The organism is Streptomyces sp. NPDC085460, assembly GCF_044541975.1.
GTDB lineage: Bacteria > Actinomycetota > Actinomycetes > Streptomycetales > Streptomycetaceae > Streptomyces.
Genome location: NZ_JBITTO010000002.1, coordinates 405180 through 422796, shown reverse-complemented (window position 1 = coordinate 422796; position 17617 = coordinate 405180). Strand labels below are relative to the sequence as shown.

Below are 17617 nucleotides of genomic sequence, written 5' to 3'. Positions count from 1 at the left end.
CGTCTATCCGTTGTCGTGCCGGGCGATGGCCAGGGTGCAGACGTTGCGGCCCGCCACCAGCGCGTAGTCGAAGGAGTCGACGGCCGTCAGGGCGAGGAAGACCCCGAGCCCGCCGACCTTGCGGTCGGCGAGGGGCACGTCGAGCTCGGGGGCGCGCAGGCCCTTCCGGGGGTCGAAGGCCGGGGCGTCGTCGACGAAGCGGATCCAGACGCGGCCGGGCTCGATGCCGCCGTCGACGAGGATGCAGCCGGGGGCGCCCCGGTAGCCGTGCATGACGATGTTGGTGGCGAGTTCGTCGGCGGCGAGGCGCAGCCGGTACAGCCGGCCCGCCGGCAGTCCGGCCCGCTCCCCGAGGTCCAGGGTGAACCGGGCGATCCGGTCCAGCGCCTCCAGCTCGGCCGGGACGCCGATGGGCGCGGGGGCCGGGCCGGCCGCCGGGTCGGCGGGGTCGCCGGGGAGCGGTGCGCAGGGCGCGGCGGCCCCCGCGGGTGCGGTGCTGAAGTCGATCGCCATGGCCGCCTCCTCAGGCGTCGATCAGGTCGATGCTGTGGTCGAAGCCGGCGAGGCGGATGGTCCGGCTCACGGGTTCGGTGGCGCCGACGACGCTGATGCGCACCTCGTCGCCCATCTTCTGGCGGGCGAAGACGAGGGAGCGCAGTCCGGCGCTGGAGAGGTAGGTGAGGAGCCTGACGTGGATGTCGAGGCGGAGCGCGCCGGCTCCGGCGGCGTCCTCGATGAGGTCGTGGAAGCGGGAGGCGGTGGAGGCGTCGAGCTCGCCCTTGAGCTCGATGGTGGCGACCTCGCCGGTCAAGCTGAGGGTGGCGTCGAAGGACACGGTGGGCTTCCTCTCGGTGGTCCGGTGGGTGGGTGCGCGGGCGGGCGGCGGGTCAGCGGGGTTCCCCGGCGGGGCGGCCGACGAGGATCACCACGGAGTGGGCTCCGAGGTGGTAGCGGCCGGGGTGTTCGAGCGGGGGTTCCTCGCCGACGGCGTGGAGCCCGTACGGGAGGGGCACGCCGGTGTCGGCGTGGAGGTGCCAGCGGTGCCCGTCGGGGAGGCCGGGCAGCTCCAGGTCGTGGGCCTCCCAGTGGGCGTTGACCGCGACGTACACGTGGTCGTCGGGGGCGGTGCCGCCCTTGGCGTGCCGGCCGCAGCGCATCATGCCGAGGACGCGGCTGTGTTCGGCCCAGTCGGGGGACCAGGCCAGGACGCCGTGCCAGCTCACGTCGGGGTAGCCGCTGCCGACCCGGTCCACGCCGAGGGGGTGGTCGGTGGAGCGGAGGACGGGGTGGGCGTGGCGGAAGGCGATGAGGCCGCGGGTGAAGGCGAGGAGTTCGGCGTTGGCCTCGACGAGTCCCCAGTCGAACCAGGAGAGGGCGTTGTCCTGGCAGTAGGTGTTGTTGTTGCCGAGCTGGGTGCGGCCGACCTCGTCGCCGGCCAGGATCATCGGGACGCCCTGGCTGGTGAGGAGGATGGCCAGCATGTTCTTCATCTGGCGCAGCCGGAGTTCGCGGACGTGGGCGGAGGCGCTGGGGCCCTCCTCGCCGCAGTTCCAGCTGTGGTTGTCGTCGGCGCCGTCGCGGTTGGACTCGCCGTTGGCCTCGTTGTGCTTGTCGTTGTAGGAGACGAGGTCGGCGAGGGTGAATCCGTCGTGGGCGGTGACGAAGTTGACGGAGGCGGAGGAGGTGCGGCCCTGGTAGAGGTCGGGCGAGCCGGCCATGCGGGTGGCGAGTTCGCCGACGAGGCCGGGTTCGCCCTTGATGAAGCGGCGGACGGTGTCGCGGTACTTGCCGTTCCACTCCGACCAGCGGCCGTAGTTGGGGAACGCGCCGACCTGGTAGAGGCCGGCGGCGTCCCATGCCTCGGCGATGAGCTTGGTGTGCCGCAGGACCGGGTCGTGGGCGAGCTGTTCCAGGAGCGGCGGGTTGGGCAGCGGGGTGCCGTCGGGGGCGCGGTCGAGGATGGCGGCGAGGTCGAAGCGGAAGCCGTCGATGTGGTACTCGGCCACCCAGTAGCGAAGGCAGGAGAGGACGAAGTCGCGGACGACGGGGTGGTTGCAGTTGACGGTGTTCCCGGTGCCGCTGAAGTTGTAGTACTCCCCCTGGGGGGTGAGCATGTAGTACGTGGCGTTGTCGAGGCCGCGGAACGAGATGGTGGGGCCGTGCTCGTTGCCCTCGGCGGTGTGGTTGAAGACCACGTCGAGCATGACCTCGATGCCGGCCTTGTGCAGCTCCTTCACGAGCGACTTGAACTCGTCGGCCTGCATGCCGAAGCGTCCGGTGGCGGCGTAGCCGGCCTTGGGGGCGAAGAAGGAGACGGTGTTGTAGCCCCAGTAGTTGTGGAGCCGTTCGCCGGTGGCGGGGTCGGTGCGGGGGTTGTCGAGCTCGTCGAACTCGAAGACGGGGAGGAGTTCGACGCAGTTGACGCCGAGCTCCTTGAGGTACGGGATCTTCTCGCGCAGGCCCGCGTAGGTGCCGGGGGCCGACACCCCGGAGGAGGGGTGCCGGGTGAAGCCGCGGACGTGGGTCTCGTAGATGACGAGGTCCTCGGTGGGGATGCCCAGCGGGGTGTCGTCGCCCCAGTCGAAGTCCTCGTCGGGGACCTGCGAGCGGTACGGGTAGACGTCGTCCCAGTCCGGCTCCCGGCCCCACACGTCACGGCCGGAGACCAGCCGGGCGTACGGGTCGGCGAGGACCTTGCGGCTGTCGAAGCGGTCGCCCTCGCGGGGGTTCCAGGGGCCTTCGGCGCGGAAGCCGTACTCGATGTTCTCCGGGTCGAGGCCGAAGACGGTCATCGCGTACACGCTGCCGGTGCGGAACTCGGGCGGGAACTCCAGTTCGGCCATGGGCATGGCTGCGCCGCGCTCGAAGAGCACCAGGCTCATCGCGGTGGCGCGGTCGGAGTAGACGGAGAAGTTGATGCCGCCGGGCACCGGATGGGCGCCGTACGGGAAGGGCCGGCCGGCCCTGACCCGGTGGCCGCCGATCCGGCGGGTGGGGAAGGCGTCGACGCGCTCGCGGGTGTCGGGGGTGGTCATCGGCCCGCGCGTTCCAGGGCCGCGTCGAGGTTCTCGGCGATGTCGAAGAAGTCGAGGAAGCCGGTCGCGGACATCACGAAGTGGACCTCCTCGGAGAGCCCGACCAGGGTGACCCGGGCGGTGACCTGCTGGGCGCGGCGGTGCACGATCAGGAGGGTGCGCAGGCCGGCGCTGGAGACGTAGGAGACGGCGGTGAGGTCGATGAGGACCTCGCAGCCCTCGCCGACGTGCGGCAGGAGCTGGGCCTGGAGTCCGCCGGAGGTGGTGGAGTTGATCTCGCCCTGGAGGGCGACGACGGTCGCGGCGCCCTCGGTGCGGGTGGTGATCTTGACGGTCATCCGGTCACCTCCGGACGGGGGACGGGCGCGAGCCGGACCCTGACCTTGACGCGGCCGGAGGTCTCGGGGAGCCGGACGGTGAGGGCGTCGGCGTCGTAGTCGGCGTGCGGCTCGCCCTCGATCTCGACGGACTCGATGCGGACGGAGCCGGCGGGGAGCAGGTCGGGGGCGACGCGCAGGAGGCCGTCGTCGACGAGGGCGGGGTCGGGCTTGAACCAGAAGTCCATCGCCTTGCCGTTGATCAGCAGGTTGTTGTAGACGGCGGCCAGGTAGCAGAGCTCGGCCGAGTGGTACATCGACATCGAGTGGCTGCCCTTGTGGCGCTCGACGCCGAGGAGGTAGGGCAGGCCGCTGGCGAGGACGTTGAAGTAGACGGCGCCCTCGTCGTGGTCGAGGAAGAAGGCGTTGTAGAAGGACTGGGCGTCCCGGGCCTCGGTGCGGAAGTCCTCGCGGCGGGTGTGGCCGTGCAGGATGAGGTAGGCGAGGATGGCCTGCTCCTGCTGCCACCACGCCTTGCGGTCGTGCCAGGTGAAGCGGAAGCGGTCCTCCCCGTCGGCCTTGACCCGCTCGACGACGTCGTACCAGCCGCCGCGCTGCCGGTCGGCGCCGGCCTCGGGCATGGTCTCGGCGATGGAGACGGCGGTGTCGAGGTAGGCGTCCTTGGGCCGGAGCGCCTGCATCCGCATGAGGTTCCAGGCGATCTTGAGGTTGTGGCCGACGACGGCGCGGTTCTGCTGCCAGCCGTGCGTGGTGTCGTGCGACCAGTCCCGGTGGAAACGTTCCTGCACGAAGGGGCTGTGCGTGGTGTCGGGGAAGCGCTCGACGATCGTGTCGAAGGTGTACTCCAGCATGTCGGCGTAGCTCTTCTCGCCGGTCGCCAGGTACAGGTTGATCAGGTACGCGGGGGCGTGGTCGCCGACCGAGTTCCAGTTCTTCCGCGCCCGGTTGGCGCCCAGGGACTCGTGGTCCGGGCTGAGCAGGATCGGGTCGATGTGCGAGAAGTAGCCGCCGTGCTCGGGGTCCAGGTAGAAGCGGTCGAAGAGCCGCAGGGTGGCGTCCGCGTCGGCCTTGATCCGCGGGTCCCCGGTGATGCGGTACGTCTGCACGGGGCCGGCCAGGGCGTAGATCTGCTCGTAGGCGGGGAGCGCGTCGTAGTCGTCGGAGAACTCCGAGGTGAAGAGCTTCGACTCGACGTCCCCGTCGACCTTGAGGCCGTGGTACCAGTACACGACGTTCTCGTCGCCGTCGACGAAGCGCATGTGCTCGCGGAGGTACTCGGTGCCGCGCTCGGCGATCTCCAGGTACTCGTCCTCGCCGGTGAGGAGGAAGGCCGAGGCCATGCCGTACACCAGCCGGGAGATGGTGTCGGTCTCCTGGACGTGGCTCGCGGTCTTCTCGCCGCTGAGCCGGATCTCGGTCCGGTACTCGCGGAAGTCGACCGGCCCGTCGCCGAACTGGGCCTTGCGGTAGAAGGCGGCGATCTCCTCGATCTGCCGGACCCACCAGCCGCCCTCCTCGAAGCGGTAGTCGTCGGCCTGCCGGCCCACGAAGACCAGCCGCTTGGCCTCGAAGCGCAGCCCGCCGCCGGGGCGCGGGTAGAAGACGCCGTACGCGAGGACGAAGCGGCCCTCCTCGGCGAGGTCGTCGATGTGGCCGGAGGCGTCCTGGTAGGGCTCGCCCAGGTTGTGCAGCAGCTCCGCGCTCGGGCCGCCGTCCAGGGCGACGTCGAAGCTCCGGCCGTCGGCGGTGGCGAGGGTGAGGACCCGGGCCTCCCGGTCGAAGCCGGTGATCCGGCCGGCGATGGTGTCGGAGAACGTGAAGTCCACCGTTGCCGCGTTGCTCGTCATGATCGTCACGCCCCTCGGAGCACGAGCTCGTCGATGATGGTCCTGGCGAAGAGATGGCAGTGGTCGCCGGTGCGCGCGGTCACCAGGTCGCCGTCGACGACGACGTCCTGGTCCACGTAGGAGGCGCCCATGTTGCGCACGTCGCCGATCAGGTTGTTGTGGCACACGACCTTGCGTCCGCGGACGGTGTACGGGACGGAGGCGGCCAGCCACATGCCGTGGCAGATGATCCCCTTGACCAGCCCGGACCGGGAGAAGGCCCGGCGCAGCAGGTCGGTGGCGGGGGCGAGGCGCTCGATGTCCTCGGTGTAGCGCAGTCGGTCGGCGACCATGCCGGAGGGCACGATCAGCGCGCCGTACTCGCGCAGCCGCCGGTCGTCGAGCTCGGAGAGGTCGCGGGTGACGGTGAGCGGGGCGCGGTGCTCGTGGCCGGTGAAGGTGAGGGAGCGGTTGCCCCACAGCCGGCTGAACAGCTCGACCTGGGCGCCCTCCTCGGCGAACCGCCGCTGGTAGTAGGAGATCTCCGGCTCGTAGAAGTCGCTCTCGGCCAGGATCGCGATCCGGCGGCCGGTGAGGACGCCGGGGCGGACCGGTAGGTCAGTCATCGTTCCGCTCCTCGGCGGTGGTCCGGAGGTCGATCAGGAACGGCGCGTCGTCGGCGAGCATCCGCTTGACGGCGTCGGCCACCTGCTCCGGCGCGTCCACCCGGACCGCCTCGACGCCGAAGCCCCGGGCGATCTCGGCGAAGCCGAGGTCGGGGTGGGACAGGTCGAAGGGGGTGGGGTGGGCGTGGTGCGGGACGCCGCGCTCGCGCCAGTACTGCTCGATGTTGAGGTCGAGCAGCTTGTAGCTGCGGTTGTTGCAGATCACGAACTTGGCGCCGATGCCGTGCCGGACCGCCGTGTACAGCGCCTGGATGGTGTACATGGAGCCGCCGTCGCCGGTGAAGCCGATGACGGTCTTCTCCGGGTGGGCCAGCTTGATGCCCATGGCGCCCGGGATGCCGACGCCGAGGGAGCCGCCCCGGGTGGAGAACCAGTGGCCGGGGATCCGGCCGGGCAGATGGGCGTTGAGCGGTCCGCCGGAGGTCAGCGCCTCGTCGAAGATCACGACGTCCTCGGGGACCTGGGCGGCCAGCTCGCGCATGAAGGCGTCCAGGAGCGAGCCGTCGGGCGCGGGGGCGGCCGGCTGTGCGGCCCGGCGGGCCTCCAGGCGGGCGGCGGCGGCCGCGCGGTCGGCGTCCGTCAGCCGCGCGTCGAGCCGCTCGGCGAGCGCGGCCAGGGTGTGCTTGGGGTCGGCGACGAGACCGAGGCTCACCGGGTGGTTCTTGGCGATCTCGTAGCCGTCGAGGTCGATGTGGACGATCCTGGCGTCCTCGCGGAAGGCCCCGCCGGTGACCGGGAAGACCTCGGGGAAGACGTAGGTGCCGACGATCAGGACGGCGTCGGCGTCCTTCACGACCTCGTGGCTGACCTCGCCGAACATGTGGCCCAGCTGACCGCGGTAGAGCGGGTGCCGGGCGTCCAGGTTGACCTCGGAGAAGTCGACGCCCCACACGTCCGCGCCGAGCTGCTCGGCGACCCGGACCAGCTCCTCCTGGCCGCCGGAGGCCGAGACGCCGTCGCCCACCAGGACGAGCGGGCGTTCGGCTCCGGCGAGCAGCTCCGCGGCCCGCTCCACGAGCTCGGGGACGGGCACCGACCGGGTGTCGAGGAAGGTGGTCGGGACGACCGGCTCGGAGTTGAGCGCGTCGAGCACGTCCATCGGCAGGGCGACGAAGACCGGCCCCCGGGGCGGCGTCATGGCCGTCTTCATGGCGCGGCGCAGCACCCGCAGGACCGAGTCCGGGTCGGTGACGCGGGTGGCGTACTTGGTCACCGGCTCGGCCATGGCCACCAGGTCGGCGGCCATCTGCGCGTCCATCGCCTCGTACTTCACACCGGCCTCGCCCGCGATGACGAGGAGCGGCGAGTGCCCGCGCTTGGCCTGGTAGAGCATGCCGATCGCGTTGCCGAGACCGACTCCGCTGTGCAGCTGGAGGAGCGCGGGGCGGCCCGTGGCGCGGGCGTAGCCGTCCGCGATGCCGGCCGCGACGGTCTCCTGGAGGGTCAGGATGTACTGGAGCTCGTCGTAGTCCTCCAGCGCGTCCAGGAACCCCTGCTCGACCGTCCCGGGGTTGCCGAACATAAAGGGAATTCCGTCGGCGATGAACTGCTCGATGATCGCGGCATTGCCCTGCCTGGCCATGTTCTCCTTCTCTCGTCGGATCTCTTCGGATTGCCGTACGGAATTCCGCGCGGCCGTAAGAAGTTCAGTGCGGCCGTACGGAACGCGCCGGCGTCACCAGCCGAAGCGGCGCAGACCGTCCTCGAGAACCTCGACGACCTTCTCGCCGGTCAGGTAGGAGTCGGGGGTCGAACGCCCGGTGATGAACGGGTAGTCGACGATGACCGAGGTCTCCTTGCCGAAATTGCCGATGTAACGGCCGTCGGGTCCGGTGGCGTCGCGCAGGATGTACTCCAGCGGGTACGGCGGCGGGCCCATGACGAAGTCGGTGCCGAGGAAGCCGGTGCCGTCCTTGTAGTCGTACTCCTTGCAGTGGCCCGTGACGCGCTTGCCGCGGATGATCGACGCGCGGTCCTCCCAGTCGCGGGCGAAGGCGAGCGGCGTCACGCCGTAGCACTCGGCCGCGATCGGCTTGTCCGCGCGGTGGAAGGCGAGCACGATCTCGTGCAGCCGCTCGTTGTTGCCGAGGTCCACGATGGGGCCGCTGCCGCCGACGATGAGGAGCGCGTCGTAGGCGTCGAGCTCCTGCTCGACCAGGGCGACGGCCCGGTGGTACTCCTCCAGGCGGCGCAGGTAGTCGTCGTCCGAGGTGTACGGGCGCTGCGGCAGCCAGCCCGAGATGTCGATCGGGTCGTCGAGCCGGTCGGACGCGTCCAGTTCGCGGGTGAGCCGCGCGACCTCCTCGGAGGTGACCGAGCGGCCCAGCGGCGGGTCGATGTACCCGGGGTCCATCGACGGCGGCAGGGCGTGCGCCCGCTTGCCGGTCGGGGTCGCGAAGTCGACCTCGTAGCCGCGCTGGTCGAAGTGGTGGAGCGGGCCGACGAGCTCCTCGCCCCAGTAGCCGTACTCCGAGAGCACGACGAGGATCTTCTTGGCGTTCTTCCTGGCCACGCCTTCTCCTTGGGTGGTGGGTGCGGAAGGGGTGGCCGCGTCCGCGGGCGCCGGGCGCCGGCGTCGCAGCCACCTCGGTGGGCGGATCAGCGGGCCTCGGGGCCGATGATCCAGTTCTCCTTCACGGCGAGCGAGAAGACGTACTTCGGGTCGACGATCGCGTCCCGGGCCGCCCGGACCTCGCCGGTGGAGTACGCGCGCAGCGCCTCGCGGAGCGCGTCCACGTCGTCGAACCACAGCTGCTCGACGGAGTCGAAGGCGGCCTCGCCGAAGACGTAGGCGCCGTCCACGGTGTGCGCGTGCAGATGCCGGCGCAGGCCCGGGATCTCCTTCACGGCGTCGGCGTACGCGCCGAGGCTCGCCTCGCGGTACTCCGCGAGGCCGAGGCCGGGCCGGCGCTTGAGCAGCACCGTGAGCTTCACGCCGCCGCCCTGCTCGGGGCCGGGCACCAGCTCGTGGGCCGTGGTGTCGACGACCAGGGTCTGCCAGAACGCGGCCCAGTGGGGCTCGTCGAGGCGGGCGCCCTGGAGGAACTCCTCGGTCTGGAGGGAGGCCAGCTGCTCCTCGCCGTTCGCGAGCCAGATCTCGGCGATGCCCTGGTGCGGCAGGGCCGGCGTGCCGAGGTTCTCCTCGATGTCGACGACGGTGTCGACCATGTACTTGCGGATCTGCGGGATCTTCGCGGCGTACTTCACCGCGTGCACGTCCACCCAGTAGTCCTGGAATTCCTGGGCGGTCATACCGGGCTTCGGCGCCGCCAGAATGAACTGGTGAATCATCGGGATTCTCCCTCTTTCACATTCCGTGAACTCGTGTCATCTTCACCGGGTGCTTCTCGGCCGGTCAAAGATCGTCCTGGGACTTCCTGAACTGTCCGCACACGCGTTCTCCCGGGTGTGCGGAGCGGAATTCAGGAGGGGTCGATTCCGCCGTGCACGGCGAGTACGTCGAGCACCCGGCCGCGTACGGTCGCGACCTCGTTCGCGTCGGCGCCCTCCGCGTTGAGCCGCAGGACGGGCTCGGTCTGGGAGGCGCGCAGGTTGAACCAGGCACCGCCGGGCAGCTCGACGGTGAGCCCGTCGAGGAGGTCGGTCTCGGCGGCGGCGAAGGCCGCGCGGACCGCCTGGACGGCGGCGGCCGGGTGGCTCACCGGGACGCCGCTCCCGGCGCCGTCGTCCGCGCCGGCGGCGAAGGCGGCCCGGACCGCCTCGACGGCCGCCTCCGGGTCGCTCACCCGGACGTTGATCTCGTCGGAGGCCGCGTACCGCGTGTATCCGGCCATCAGCGCGGACAGCGGCCGGTCCTGTTCGCCGAGGGCGGCGAGGACGTGCAGGGCGGCGAGCATGCCGGTGTCCGCGAACCAGAAGTCGTGGAAGTAATAGTGGCCGGAGTGCTCGCCGCCGAAGACCGCGTCGTGCTCCGCCATCAGCGCCTTGACGAAGGAGTGCCCCACGCGGGAGCGGACCGGCTTGCCGCCGGCCTCGGCGATCAGCTCCGGGACGGCGCGGGAGGTGATCAGGTTGTGCACCACCGCCCGGCCGGGGCGGCGGGCCAGTTCGCGGGCCGCAATGAGGCCGATGACCTGGGACGGGCTGACGCCCTCGCCGCGCTCGTCCACCACGAAGCAGCGGTCGGCGTCGCCGTCGAAGGCCAGGCCCAGGTCCGCGCCCTCCGCAACCACCCGCGCCTTGAGGTCGGCGACGTTGGCCGCCTTCATCGGGTCGGCCTCGTGGTTCGGGAACTCGCCGTCCAGCTCGAAGTAGAGCGGCACCACCCGGAGCAGCGGGTGGTCGAGCACCTTCGGCGCGGTCAGTCCCGCCATGCCGTTGCCCGCGTCGACGACGACCTTGAGCGGGCGGATGCCGTCGAGGCCGACGAGCGAGCGCAGGTGGGCCACGTACCCGTCGAGCAGGTCGAGCGCGGCCAGGCCGCCCCGGGCGGCGACCGGCGGCGGCGAGGGCTCGGTGAGGGCGGCCCGGATCCGCTCCAGGCCGGTGCCGTCGCCGACCGGGACCGCGCCGGCCCGGCAGAGCTTGACGCCGTTGTACCGGGCCGGGTTGTGGCTCGCGGTGAACATGGCGCCCGGCACGCCGAGACTGCCGGACACGTAGTACAGGTAGTCGGTCGAGCCGAGTCCCGCGTCCAGCACGTCGGCGCCCCGGTCGCGGACGCCGTCCGCGAAGGCGGCGGCCAGGGCGGGCGAGGTCGCGCGCATGTCGCGGGCGACGGCGATGCGGGAGGCCCCGGTCAGCTCCGTGAAGGCGGCGCCGATCCGGCGGGCCGCCTCCGCGTCGAGCAGTTCGGGGGCGAGGCCCCGGATGTCGTATGCCTTGACCAGTCCGGCGTAGCGGTCCTGTCCTGGGTAGCGGTCCTGTCCTGCGTGGCGGTCCTGTCCTGCGTGGCGGTCCTGTCCTGCGTGGCGGTCCTGTCCTGCGTAGCGGTCCGGCGCGGTGCCGGGAGTCGTGCTCATCGCTCCTGCTTCCTTCGTCGTCGGGGGATCGGGGGCGGGTCAGCCGGCCGGGAGCCGGCCGTGGGCGAGCCGCCGGACGGCCGCGAGCGGGATGGGCAGCCACTCGGGCCGGTTCCGGGCCTCGTACACCGCCTCGTACACGGCCTTGTCCGCCTCGAAGGCGCGCAGCAGCACGGGCGCGCGGCGCGGGTCCGCGCCGCCCGCCTCGGCGTAACCGGCACAGAAGGCACGCCTGTTGTGGACGGCCCAGGCGGAGGCGCGGCGGGCCAGCCGGGTGCCGCGCAGGTCCTGCGGGGACTGCGCGCCGGGCGGTGCGCCGAGCAGCCCGGCGAGGGCGTGGTGGGCGGCGTAGTCGAAGGACCGCAGCATCGCGGCCACGTCCCGGAGCGCGGGCTGCGGCCGGCGGCGCTCCCCCACCGAGTGGCCCGGCTCGCCCTCGAAGTCGATGAGGACCCAGTCGTCCTCGGCGCGCAGGGCCTGGCCGAGGTGCAGATCGCCGTGGACGCGCTGCACGGGCGGCGCGTCACCGCGCCGCACCGCTTCGGCGAGGCTCCGCTGCACCGACCGCAGGGGCCGCTCGAACGGCCCGAGTTCGGGCAGCTCGCGCAGGGCCTCGGTGAGCCGGTCGCCGAGCGCGGCGACGAGCGCGCCGGCCTCGGCGGGGCTCGGGGCGCGGCTGCCTAGCTGCGCGGCGAGCGCGGCGTGGACGCGGGCGGTCGCCCGCCCGAGGGCGCGCGCCTCCTCGGCGAAGCCGCCGAGCGGGGCGACCGTCTCGCACTCGCCGGCCACGCACGCGCGGGCCGCCTCGACGGCGAGCTGCCAGCCGTCGCCCCGGGAGGGGACGAACTCCTGGAGGATCGCGAGCGTGGTGCCGCCGCCGGGCCCGCCCGGGGCGGACCGGATCCAGCCGAGCGGGGCGGCGGCGCGGACGCCGCCGGCCCGGTCGAGCGCGGCGAGCAGTTCGAGTTCGGGGCTGGGTCCCGGGGTGGGGCGGCGCAGCACCTTGAGGAGGGCCCGGTCGCCGTAGAGCACCGAGCTGTTCGACTGCTCGGCGGTTCCGGCGCGGGCGGGCAGCCCGGTGGGCAGCGGGCCGCCGCCGTGCTCGAAGCGCAGGACGCCCACGCGGTCGCCTCGGGCGATCCGCTCCAGGAGCCGGCCCATCAGCTCGGCGTCGCCGGTGGCCTCGTACAGCACGGGCCGCCGGTCGCCGGGGAGTTCGGCGCGGCCGATCCGCACGTCGTCGCCGAGGCCCGGGGGCAGTGCGTCGCGGACGCCGACGAGGAGCTGGTACAGCTCGTCGTGGCCGGCGCGGACGACGGCGAGCAGCAGCGCCGCCGGGCCCTCGACGACCAGCTCGGCGAGGACCGGCGTGACGGCGGCGAGCGGGGTGTCCTTCCCGGCGAACCACCGCCGTCCCCGCAGCCAGCCGGGCACCCGGTCGCAGAGCGCGTCCCGCAGCGCGGGCAGATCGCGGACGGTGCAACCGGCGGGCGGCGGCGAGGTGGTGTACGGGCCGGGCTGACCGGCCGGTGACGGGGCGGGGTACGGGCCGGCGGGCGGCGGAGGAGCCGGGTACGGGCCGGCGGGCCGCGCGGCGGGGTCGGTTCTCGTCATGCGGCGGACGCCCCCAGGGTGCCGTGGCCCACCGGGCGCGCCGGTCCGACCGGGCGCGCGGGGACGGGCGGGCGCGCCGGGACCGGCGGCAGCCGGAGCGGGGCCGGCGGGGCGGCGTCGGCGGGCGGTGCGGACAGGACGGTGGCGGCCTGGGCGAGCGACACCATCGTCATGTGGTGGTGCCAGCCCCGGAAGGAGCGCCCCTCGAAGTCGCGCAGCCCCAGCGGGTCCGCGATCTCGGCCATGTCCCGCTCGGCCTTCCGGGCGAGGGCGGCGGTGCGGTAGAGCGTGCCGACCCGGGTCCGGGTGAGGTTGGAGAGCCAGTACTCCCCCGGGGCGCGCCGGTTCGGGTCGGTCCACGCGCCGAGGAGCACCAGGTCGGCCCGGTCGGAGCCGTCGCCGCCGGGCGCGTCCGGCAGCGGGAGCCGTACCGTCGTGGTGCCGACCGAGGTCGCGCGGAGCGCCCCGGCGGTGTGGTCGTACCACTCGACGGGCAGGCACCGCCGGCTCAGCGCCCGCAGCAGGTCGCCGGAGCCGCGCCGCAGCAGGGACGGGTCGACGCGGACGACGAAGGGCGTGCGGCGGCGGAGGAGTTCGGTGCAGACGCGGGTGGCGTCGGACTCGCGCAGGTCCATCACGACGGGCCGGGTCGGCAGGTCCCACTCCTCGGTCATCCGGGCGACCGCGTCGATCGCGCACTGTTCGGGCGGGCAGGAGCCGACGTCCTCCGGGATGGAGGCGCGGCGGCGGAGCCCCGGCTCGGCGACCCAGGAGTCCGGCAGCGCCAGGCGCCAGTCGACGGGGCAGCTCGCGCGGTCGGAGGTGAGCCAGACGCCCATGGCGCGCTGGCAGTTGACGTACCGGCCGATCTGCGGGACCCACTGGCGGTGGACGCCGACCGAGTGCTGTCCGACCTTGACGATGACGAGCGGCTGGACGACCCAGGCGCGCGGGGCGGTGCGCTGGAGCAGCCGGGCCAGTTCGCGGCGGACCGGGGCGGTGTGCCAGGGCGACTTGGTGATGAACTGGTAGAGGCTCTGCTCGACGCCGCCGCCGGCCCCGGCGGCCAGCGCCCGCATGGTCTTCTTCCCCTCGACGGAGAGGAGGCCGCGCATGTACATCTCGCCCCAGCGGCGCTGGTCGCTGCGGGGAATGGAGGTGAAGGTCCGGGAGACGATCTCGGCGACCGTCTCCTCGGCGACCGCCTCGGGCAGGTCCCGGTGACGCTCGTTGGACATGGCTCGGCCCTCTCCTGAGGTCGTACGGATGCAATCCGGGGGCGCGCGGGGCGGGACGGTCGCCCGGCCGGCGCGGACGGGGCCGCGCGGGGACGCGGGCACACCGGACACCGGGGTCGGCGGGCCGCTGCCTGCGCCGATCCCCGGGTCCGGAGCCCGCCGGAGCAACGGGGGGTACCTGCCGGCGGGCGTCATGGACGGACCGGGCGGCTGAACCGGCCGGCCTCGTCGTGGGTGGGGGCGCCGGTGAAGGCGCCGCGGGTGGGCGGCCCCGGGGTCCGGGGCCTGTGGTGGGGGGTCCTGTGGTGGGGCCCGGAGTCGGGGCCCCGGGGTCGGGACCCGTGGTCAGGGCCCCGTGTCGCGGTTTATCGCGTCGTCAGGACACGGTCCGGGGCGAGGCGGCGGAAGAGCGGGGCCCAGTCCACCGGCGCGGCGCCGGGTTCGTTGTAGATCTCGAAGGTGCGGCCGGCCGCCTCCGGCGTCCGCAGCGCGCGCACGCACGCCTCGGCGACGGCCGACCGGGAGACCCAGCCGCTGCCGCGGTCGTCCTGTTCGAGCCGGACGCGGCTGCCGGCGGTGGTGTCGTCCGTGAGCCAGCTGGGCCGTATCACGGTGTACGGGAGCGCCGACCCCCGTACCGCCTCCTCGCCGCGCAGCCGCCAGTCCAGCAGCCGCCCATAGGCGTTCATCGGGTGGTCGCGGCGGGTCACGAAGATCTGGCTGACCAGGACGACGTGCGGGCGCGCCCCGTTCGCGGCGGCCGCGGCGAGCACATTGCGCACGCCGTCGTACACCGTGCTCTCCGGGCAGTCGGGGCCGCTCTCGGCGGTGCCCGGCTCGACGCTGAACACCACACCGGCGCAGCCGTCGAGCGCGGGGCCCAGGGTGTCGGCGTACCGGACGTCCGCCCGGTACGTCTCGACCCCCTCCGGCGGCGGCACGGGGCCGTGCTCGGGCCGCCGGCTGACCACCCTGACCGGGGTGCCGAGCCGGTGCAGGCGACGGGCCACCAGACCGCCGACCCGTCCGGCACCGCCGATCACCGCGATGGGACCGTTCATCGTTCTCCCCCTTTCCCCGGGCCTCCCCGGGGCGACACGCCGGTCTCCCGGCGGCGCCGGGCCTCAGGCCCAGCGCAGGATGTCCTCGGCGCTTCTCAGTTCCGTCTGCGCGGGCACACCGCACAGGGCCGGCACGCTCAGGCGCGGGTAGACGGTGATCCCGAAGAAGCGGGATCCCGGCCACAGCACGGCCCCGTCGCCGATGGCCGAGTGGCCTTCGAGCCGTACGGGCCGGTCGCGCTCCGACCGCACCTCGGCCATGGGGCCCACGTAGCTGTCGGCGACGTGGGCGTACGGGCCGATGACGGCGGAGTCGCCGACGGCGGAGTCGATCAGCGTCGCGCCTTCCCTGACCTCGGCACCGTCGCCGACGTCCGCGTGCTCCAGCCGGACCCCCGGGCCTATCTCGACCCCCCGGCCGATCCTGACGCCGGGTCCGACGACGACCGAGCCCTCCTCGATCTTCTGGGCGAGGGTGGTTCCGGTGACGTCGTCCTTGGTCCGCAGGCTGGTCTCGTGGATCCAGTGCCGCGGACGGAGGCCGTCCGGGGCGTCCATGAGCCGGTTCATCTGCTCGTACGCGCCGTCGAGCACGAGCCGTACCGTGTCCAGGTAGTCCGGGACGTTGCCGAGGTCGCCGAGGCGGCCGATCGTGTGGGTCGCCACCGGGAGCCCGCGGTCCGCGAGCCAGGGCAGCAGGTCGCCGCCCCAGTCGAGCCGCTGGTGCGACTGGCGGAAGAGTCCCGGGTCCCGGGCGAGGACGCGCAGCCGGTCGCAGTCCACCAGGTACATGCCGGCGTTGGTGGGCAGGGTGAGGGCGGGGTCCGCCTCGGTGCCCGGGAAGAGGACGGCGAGTTCGCGCGCTCCCGGCTTCTCGACGAAGCCCCGGACGAGCCCGGCCCCGTCGGTCCGCATGACGCCGTACTTGCCGGCGATCTCGGCCGCCGTACGGGCGACGGCGGCCACCGTGACCACCGCGCCGCGCCGGCGGTGCTCCCGCTCCATCGCCTTCAGGTCGAAGTCGAAGAGGGAGTCGACGGGCAGCACGAGCGCCCTGCCGCGCAGGTCCCACTGTTCGAGGTTGTGGAGGGTGGCCCCGGCGGAGCCGACGTTGTAGCGGTCGAAGCGGGACCGGGAGTAGGTGACGTCGACGCCGTGGCGTTCGCCGTGTCCGAGCAGGAGCTTGATCTGGTTCCGGTTCTCCAGGCCGTGGGTGACCACGTAGAAGCGGCGGATCCCCTGGTCGCGGCAGGCGTCGACGACCCATTCGACGAGCCGTCTGCCCACCAGCGGGATGAGCGCCTTGCTCCGGATGTAGTCCGTGGACTTGAGGGTGATGGGCTTCGCCCGCTCCCCCCGGCCGCCGGCAAGGATGATGCCGACCGTCTCCCCGTCCGTGCTCACTGCGTCCCCCTCGTGGTCGACCATGGCGGGCATGACTGACGGTCCCGGGTGCCGGGGGCGGTCAGCCCCAGCCGTCGTCGGCGGGCTTGGCGATCACGGAGCGGGGGCCGACGCCCCAGCCGTCGTCGGCGCTGACGACGCCGGCCGGGTCGGCGGCGGCGGAGCCGAGGCCCGCCTGGAGGCCCACGGCCAGGGCGCCGACGAGGAGAGCGGCACTGATAGCGCTTACATTCGCGGAATTCAAGAAACTCATTTCTTCCCCCTGTGGATTGTCTGGAATCATTCGCCGCCACCTGAGCGGGAGCGGCGCCTCTCGACATCCGAAATCATGCCGGAGAAAACTCGCCGGACGAGGTTTCGGTAGCATCGTGATCACGCATTGCGAGAAGCAGAAGGGGGAGCCAATGTGTAGAAACAAGGACATATCACACCAAACGAACGTGGCGAGGGTCTGCGACCGCGGTCTGGAGACGTATCGCGGCGCGCTGCGAACAGGCCCCATTTCCGGAGAAATGCCCGAGTGTCTTCTCGAATTGGGCCTGCTCCGCCCGCTGGCCGAAAACCCGGCGATATTCGCGGCCGTCCCGCCCGACATCGCGGCGAGCGAGCTGTCCCGTCCGATCGAGCGGGCCGTCCTCGTCCAGCAGCACACCATCGCCGCCCTGTACGACGCGGTCTCCGCGGCCGAGGACGTCTACCGGGCCGAGCAGCGCAATTCCATCTCGCCCACCCGGGCGCTGCACGGCGGGGAGGTCATCGCGGCGGCGCTGCGCCGCGCGGCCGACGGCTGCCGGCACGAGATGCTCGCCGCCCAGCCGGGCGGCAGCCGCAGCCCGGACGTGCTGGCGTCGGTGCTGCCGCGTGATCTGGAGATGTCCGGGCGGGGGGTCAAGCAGCGCACGCTCTACCAGCACACCGTCCGCACCCACGGGCCCACGCTCGCCTACATCGAGCGGGTCTCCGCGGCCGGCGCGGAGGTCCGCACCCTCGACGAGATCTTCGACCGGCTCATCGTCTACGACCGGACCATCGCGTTCATCCCCGACCCCCGCCTCGAACGGGACAGCCACGCGCTCGTGATCGAGCACCCGGGCATCGTCCACTACCTCGCCACGGTCTTCGACCACGCGTGGCAGCGCGCGGAACCGGTGAGCATCACCCAGGAGCGGGCCCGTCCGCCGCTGATGACGAACGAGACCCGGCGCTCCGTGCTGCGGCTCATGGTGGAGGGGTACACCGACTCGACCATCGGTTCCCGCCTCGGCATCAGTTCCCGCACGGTCTCGCACCACATCAAGAAGGCGGCGGAGCAGTTCGGCAGCCGCAGCCGCGCCCATCTCGCCTACATGCTGGCGCAGTCGGAGATCCTGCCGGAGGACACTCCCTGAGCGAAGCCCCGGGCCCGGTCGGGTGCGGGCCCCGCGGCCCGCACC

The 17617-nt window shown here is 72.7% G+C and carries 16 protein-coding genes; 1 reads left to right on the top strand and 15 read right to left on the bottom strand.

Annotated elements, in window-relative coordinates; translation table 11 throughout:
• Positions 1-3: 3 nt before the first annotated feature.
• The 15 genes from ACIGHB_RS06180 to ACIGHB_RS06110 all read right to left on the bottom strand — a co-directional run bounded on the left by ACIGHB_RS06180 (position 4) and on the right by ACIGHB_RS06110 (position 16437).
• Positions 4-513 carry an ATP-binding protein gene (locus ACIGHB_RS06180; protein WP_360312569.1) on the bottom strand — a complete coding sequence of 170 codons (510 nt, stop codon included), beginning with the start codon at positions 511-513 and terminating at the stop codon, positions 4-6.
• A 10-nt stretch (positions 514-523) separates the two neighbouring features.
• Positions 524-835 carry an STAS domain-containing protein gene (locus tag ACIGHB_RS06175; protein ID WP_360312571.1) on the bottom strand — a complete coding sequence of 104 codons (312 nt, stop codon included), beginning with the start codon at positions 833-835 and terminating at the stop codon, positions 524-526.
• A gap of 52 nt (positions 836-887) precedes the next feature.
• Positions 888-3035: a glycogen debranching protein GlgX gene (glgX, locus tag ACIGHB_RS06170; RefSeq protein ID WP_360312573.1), complete on the bottom strand. Its 2148-nt coding sequence runs from the start codon at positions 3033-3035 to the stop codon at positions 888-890.
• Entirely contained in the window at positions 3032-3373 is a 342-nt protein-coding gene (locus tag ACIGHB_RS06165; RefSeq protein ID WP_360312575.1) for an STAS domain-containing protein, read from the bottom strand. Before ACIGHB_RS06165 ends, glgX begins: the two co-directional genes overlap by 4 nt.
• Positions 3370-5220: an AGE family epimerase/isomerase gene (locus ACIGHB_RS06160; RefSeq protein WP_360312577.1), complete on the bottom strand. Its 1851-nt coding sequence runs from the start codon at positions 5218-5220 to the stop codon at positions 3370-3372. Before ACIGHB_RS06160 ends, ACIGHB_RS06165 begins: the two co-directional genes overlap by 4 nt.
• A 5-nt stretch (positions 5221-5225) precedes the next feature.
• Positions 5226-5825 (bottom strand): DJ-1/PfpI family protein, encoded by a 600-nt coding sequence (locus ACIGHB_RS06155; protein WP_360312579.1) that lies wholly within the window; start codon positions 5823-5825, stop codon positions 5226-5228.
• Positions 5818-7467 (bottom strand): thiamine pyrophosphate-binding protein, encoded by a 1650-nt coding sequence (locus ACIGHB_RS06150; protein WP_399909903.1) that lies wholly within the window; start codon positions 7465-7467, stop codon positions 5818-5820. The genes ACIGHB_RS06155 and ACIGHB_RS06150 overlap by 8 nt, the downstream gene beginning before the upstream one ends.
• Before the next feature lie 93 nt (positions 7468-7560).
• On the bottom strand, positions 7561-8397 hold the full coding sequence (locus ACIGHB_RS06145) for a type 1 glutamine amidotransferase domain-containing protein (RefSeq protein ID WP_360312583.1): 837 nt from the start codon (positions 8395-8397) through the stop codon (positions 7561-7563).
• An 86-nt stretch (positions 8398-8483) separates the two neighbouring features.
• Positions 8484-9176, bottom strand: a complete 693-nt coding sequence (locus ACIGHB_RS06140) for an EthD domain-containing protein (protein WP_399909899.1) — start codon at positions 9174-9176, stop codon at positions 8484-8486.
• A 131-nt stretch (positions 9177-9307) separates the two neighbouring features.
• Positions 9308-10867, bottom strand: a complete 1560-nt coding sequence (manB, locus tag ACIGHB_RS06135; protein ID WP_399909896.1) for a phosphomannomutase/phosphoglucomutase — start codon at positions 10865-10867, stop codon at positions 9308-9310.
• Between the two features lie 39 nt (positions 10868-10906).
• A complete protein-coding gene (locus ACIGHB_RS06130) occupies positions 10907-12481 on the bottom strand; it encodes a maltokinase (RefSeq protein WP_399909893.1) in 1575 nt (524 codons plus the stop codon).
• Positions 12478-13719: an IS701 family transposase gene (locus tag ACIGHB_RS06125; RefSeq protein WP_399909890.1), complete on the bottom strand. Its 1242-nt coding sequence runs from the start codon at positions 13717-13719 to the stop codon at positions 12478-12480. Before ACIGHB_RS06125 ends, ACIGHB_RS06130 begins: the two co-directional genes overlap by 4 nt.
• Positions 13720-14084: 365 nt before the next feature.
• Positions 14085-14780, bottom strand: a complete 696-nt coding sequence (locus tag ACIGHB_RS06120; RefSeq protein WP_360312593.1) for an SDR family oxidoreductase — start codon at positions 14778-14780, stop codon at positions 14085-14087.
• Between the two features lie 63 nt (positions 14781-14843).
• Complete coding sequence (locus ACIGHB_RS06115; RefSeq protein WP_399909887.1) at positions 14844-16184, bottom strand: sugar phosphate nucleotidyltransferase; 1341 nt, start codon at positions 16182-16184, stop codon at positions 14844-14846.
• 61 nt (positions 16185-16245) lie between these two features.
• Positions 16246-16437 carry a hypothetical protein gene (locus ACIGHB_RS06110; RefSeq protein WP_399909884.1) on the bottom strand — a complete coding sequence of 64 codons (192 nt, stop codon included), beginning with the start codon at positions 16435-16437 and terminating at the stop codon, positions 16246-16248.
• Between the two features lie 259 nt (positions 16438-16696).
• Here ACIGHB_RS06110 and ACIGHB_RS06105 point away from each other — a divergent pair, with 259 nt between their 5' ends.
• Entirely contained in the window at positions 16697-17572 is an 876-nt protein-coding gene (locus ACIGHB_RS06105) for a LuxR C-terminal-related transcriptional regulator (protein WP_360312599.1), read from the top strand.
• Positions 17573-17617 lie beyond the last annotated feature (45 nt).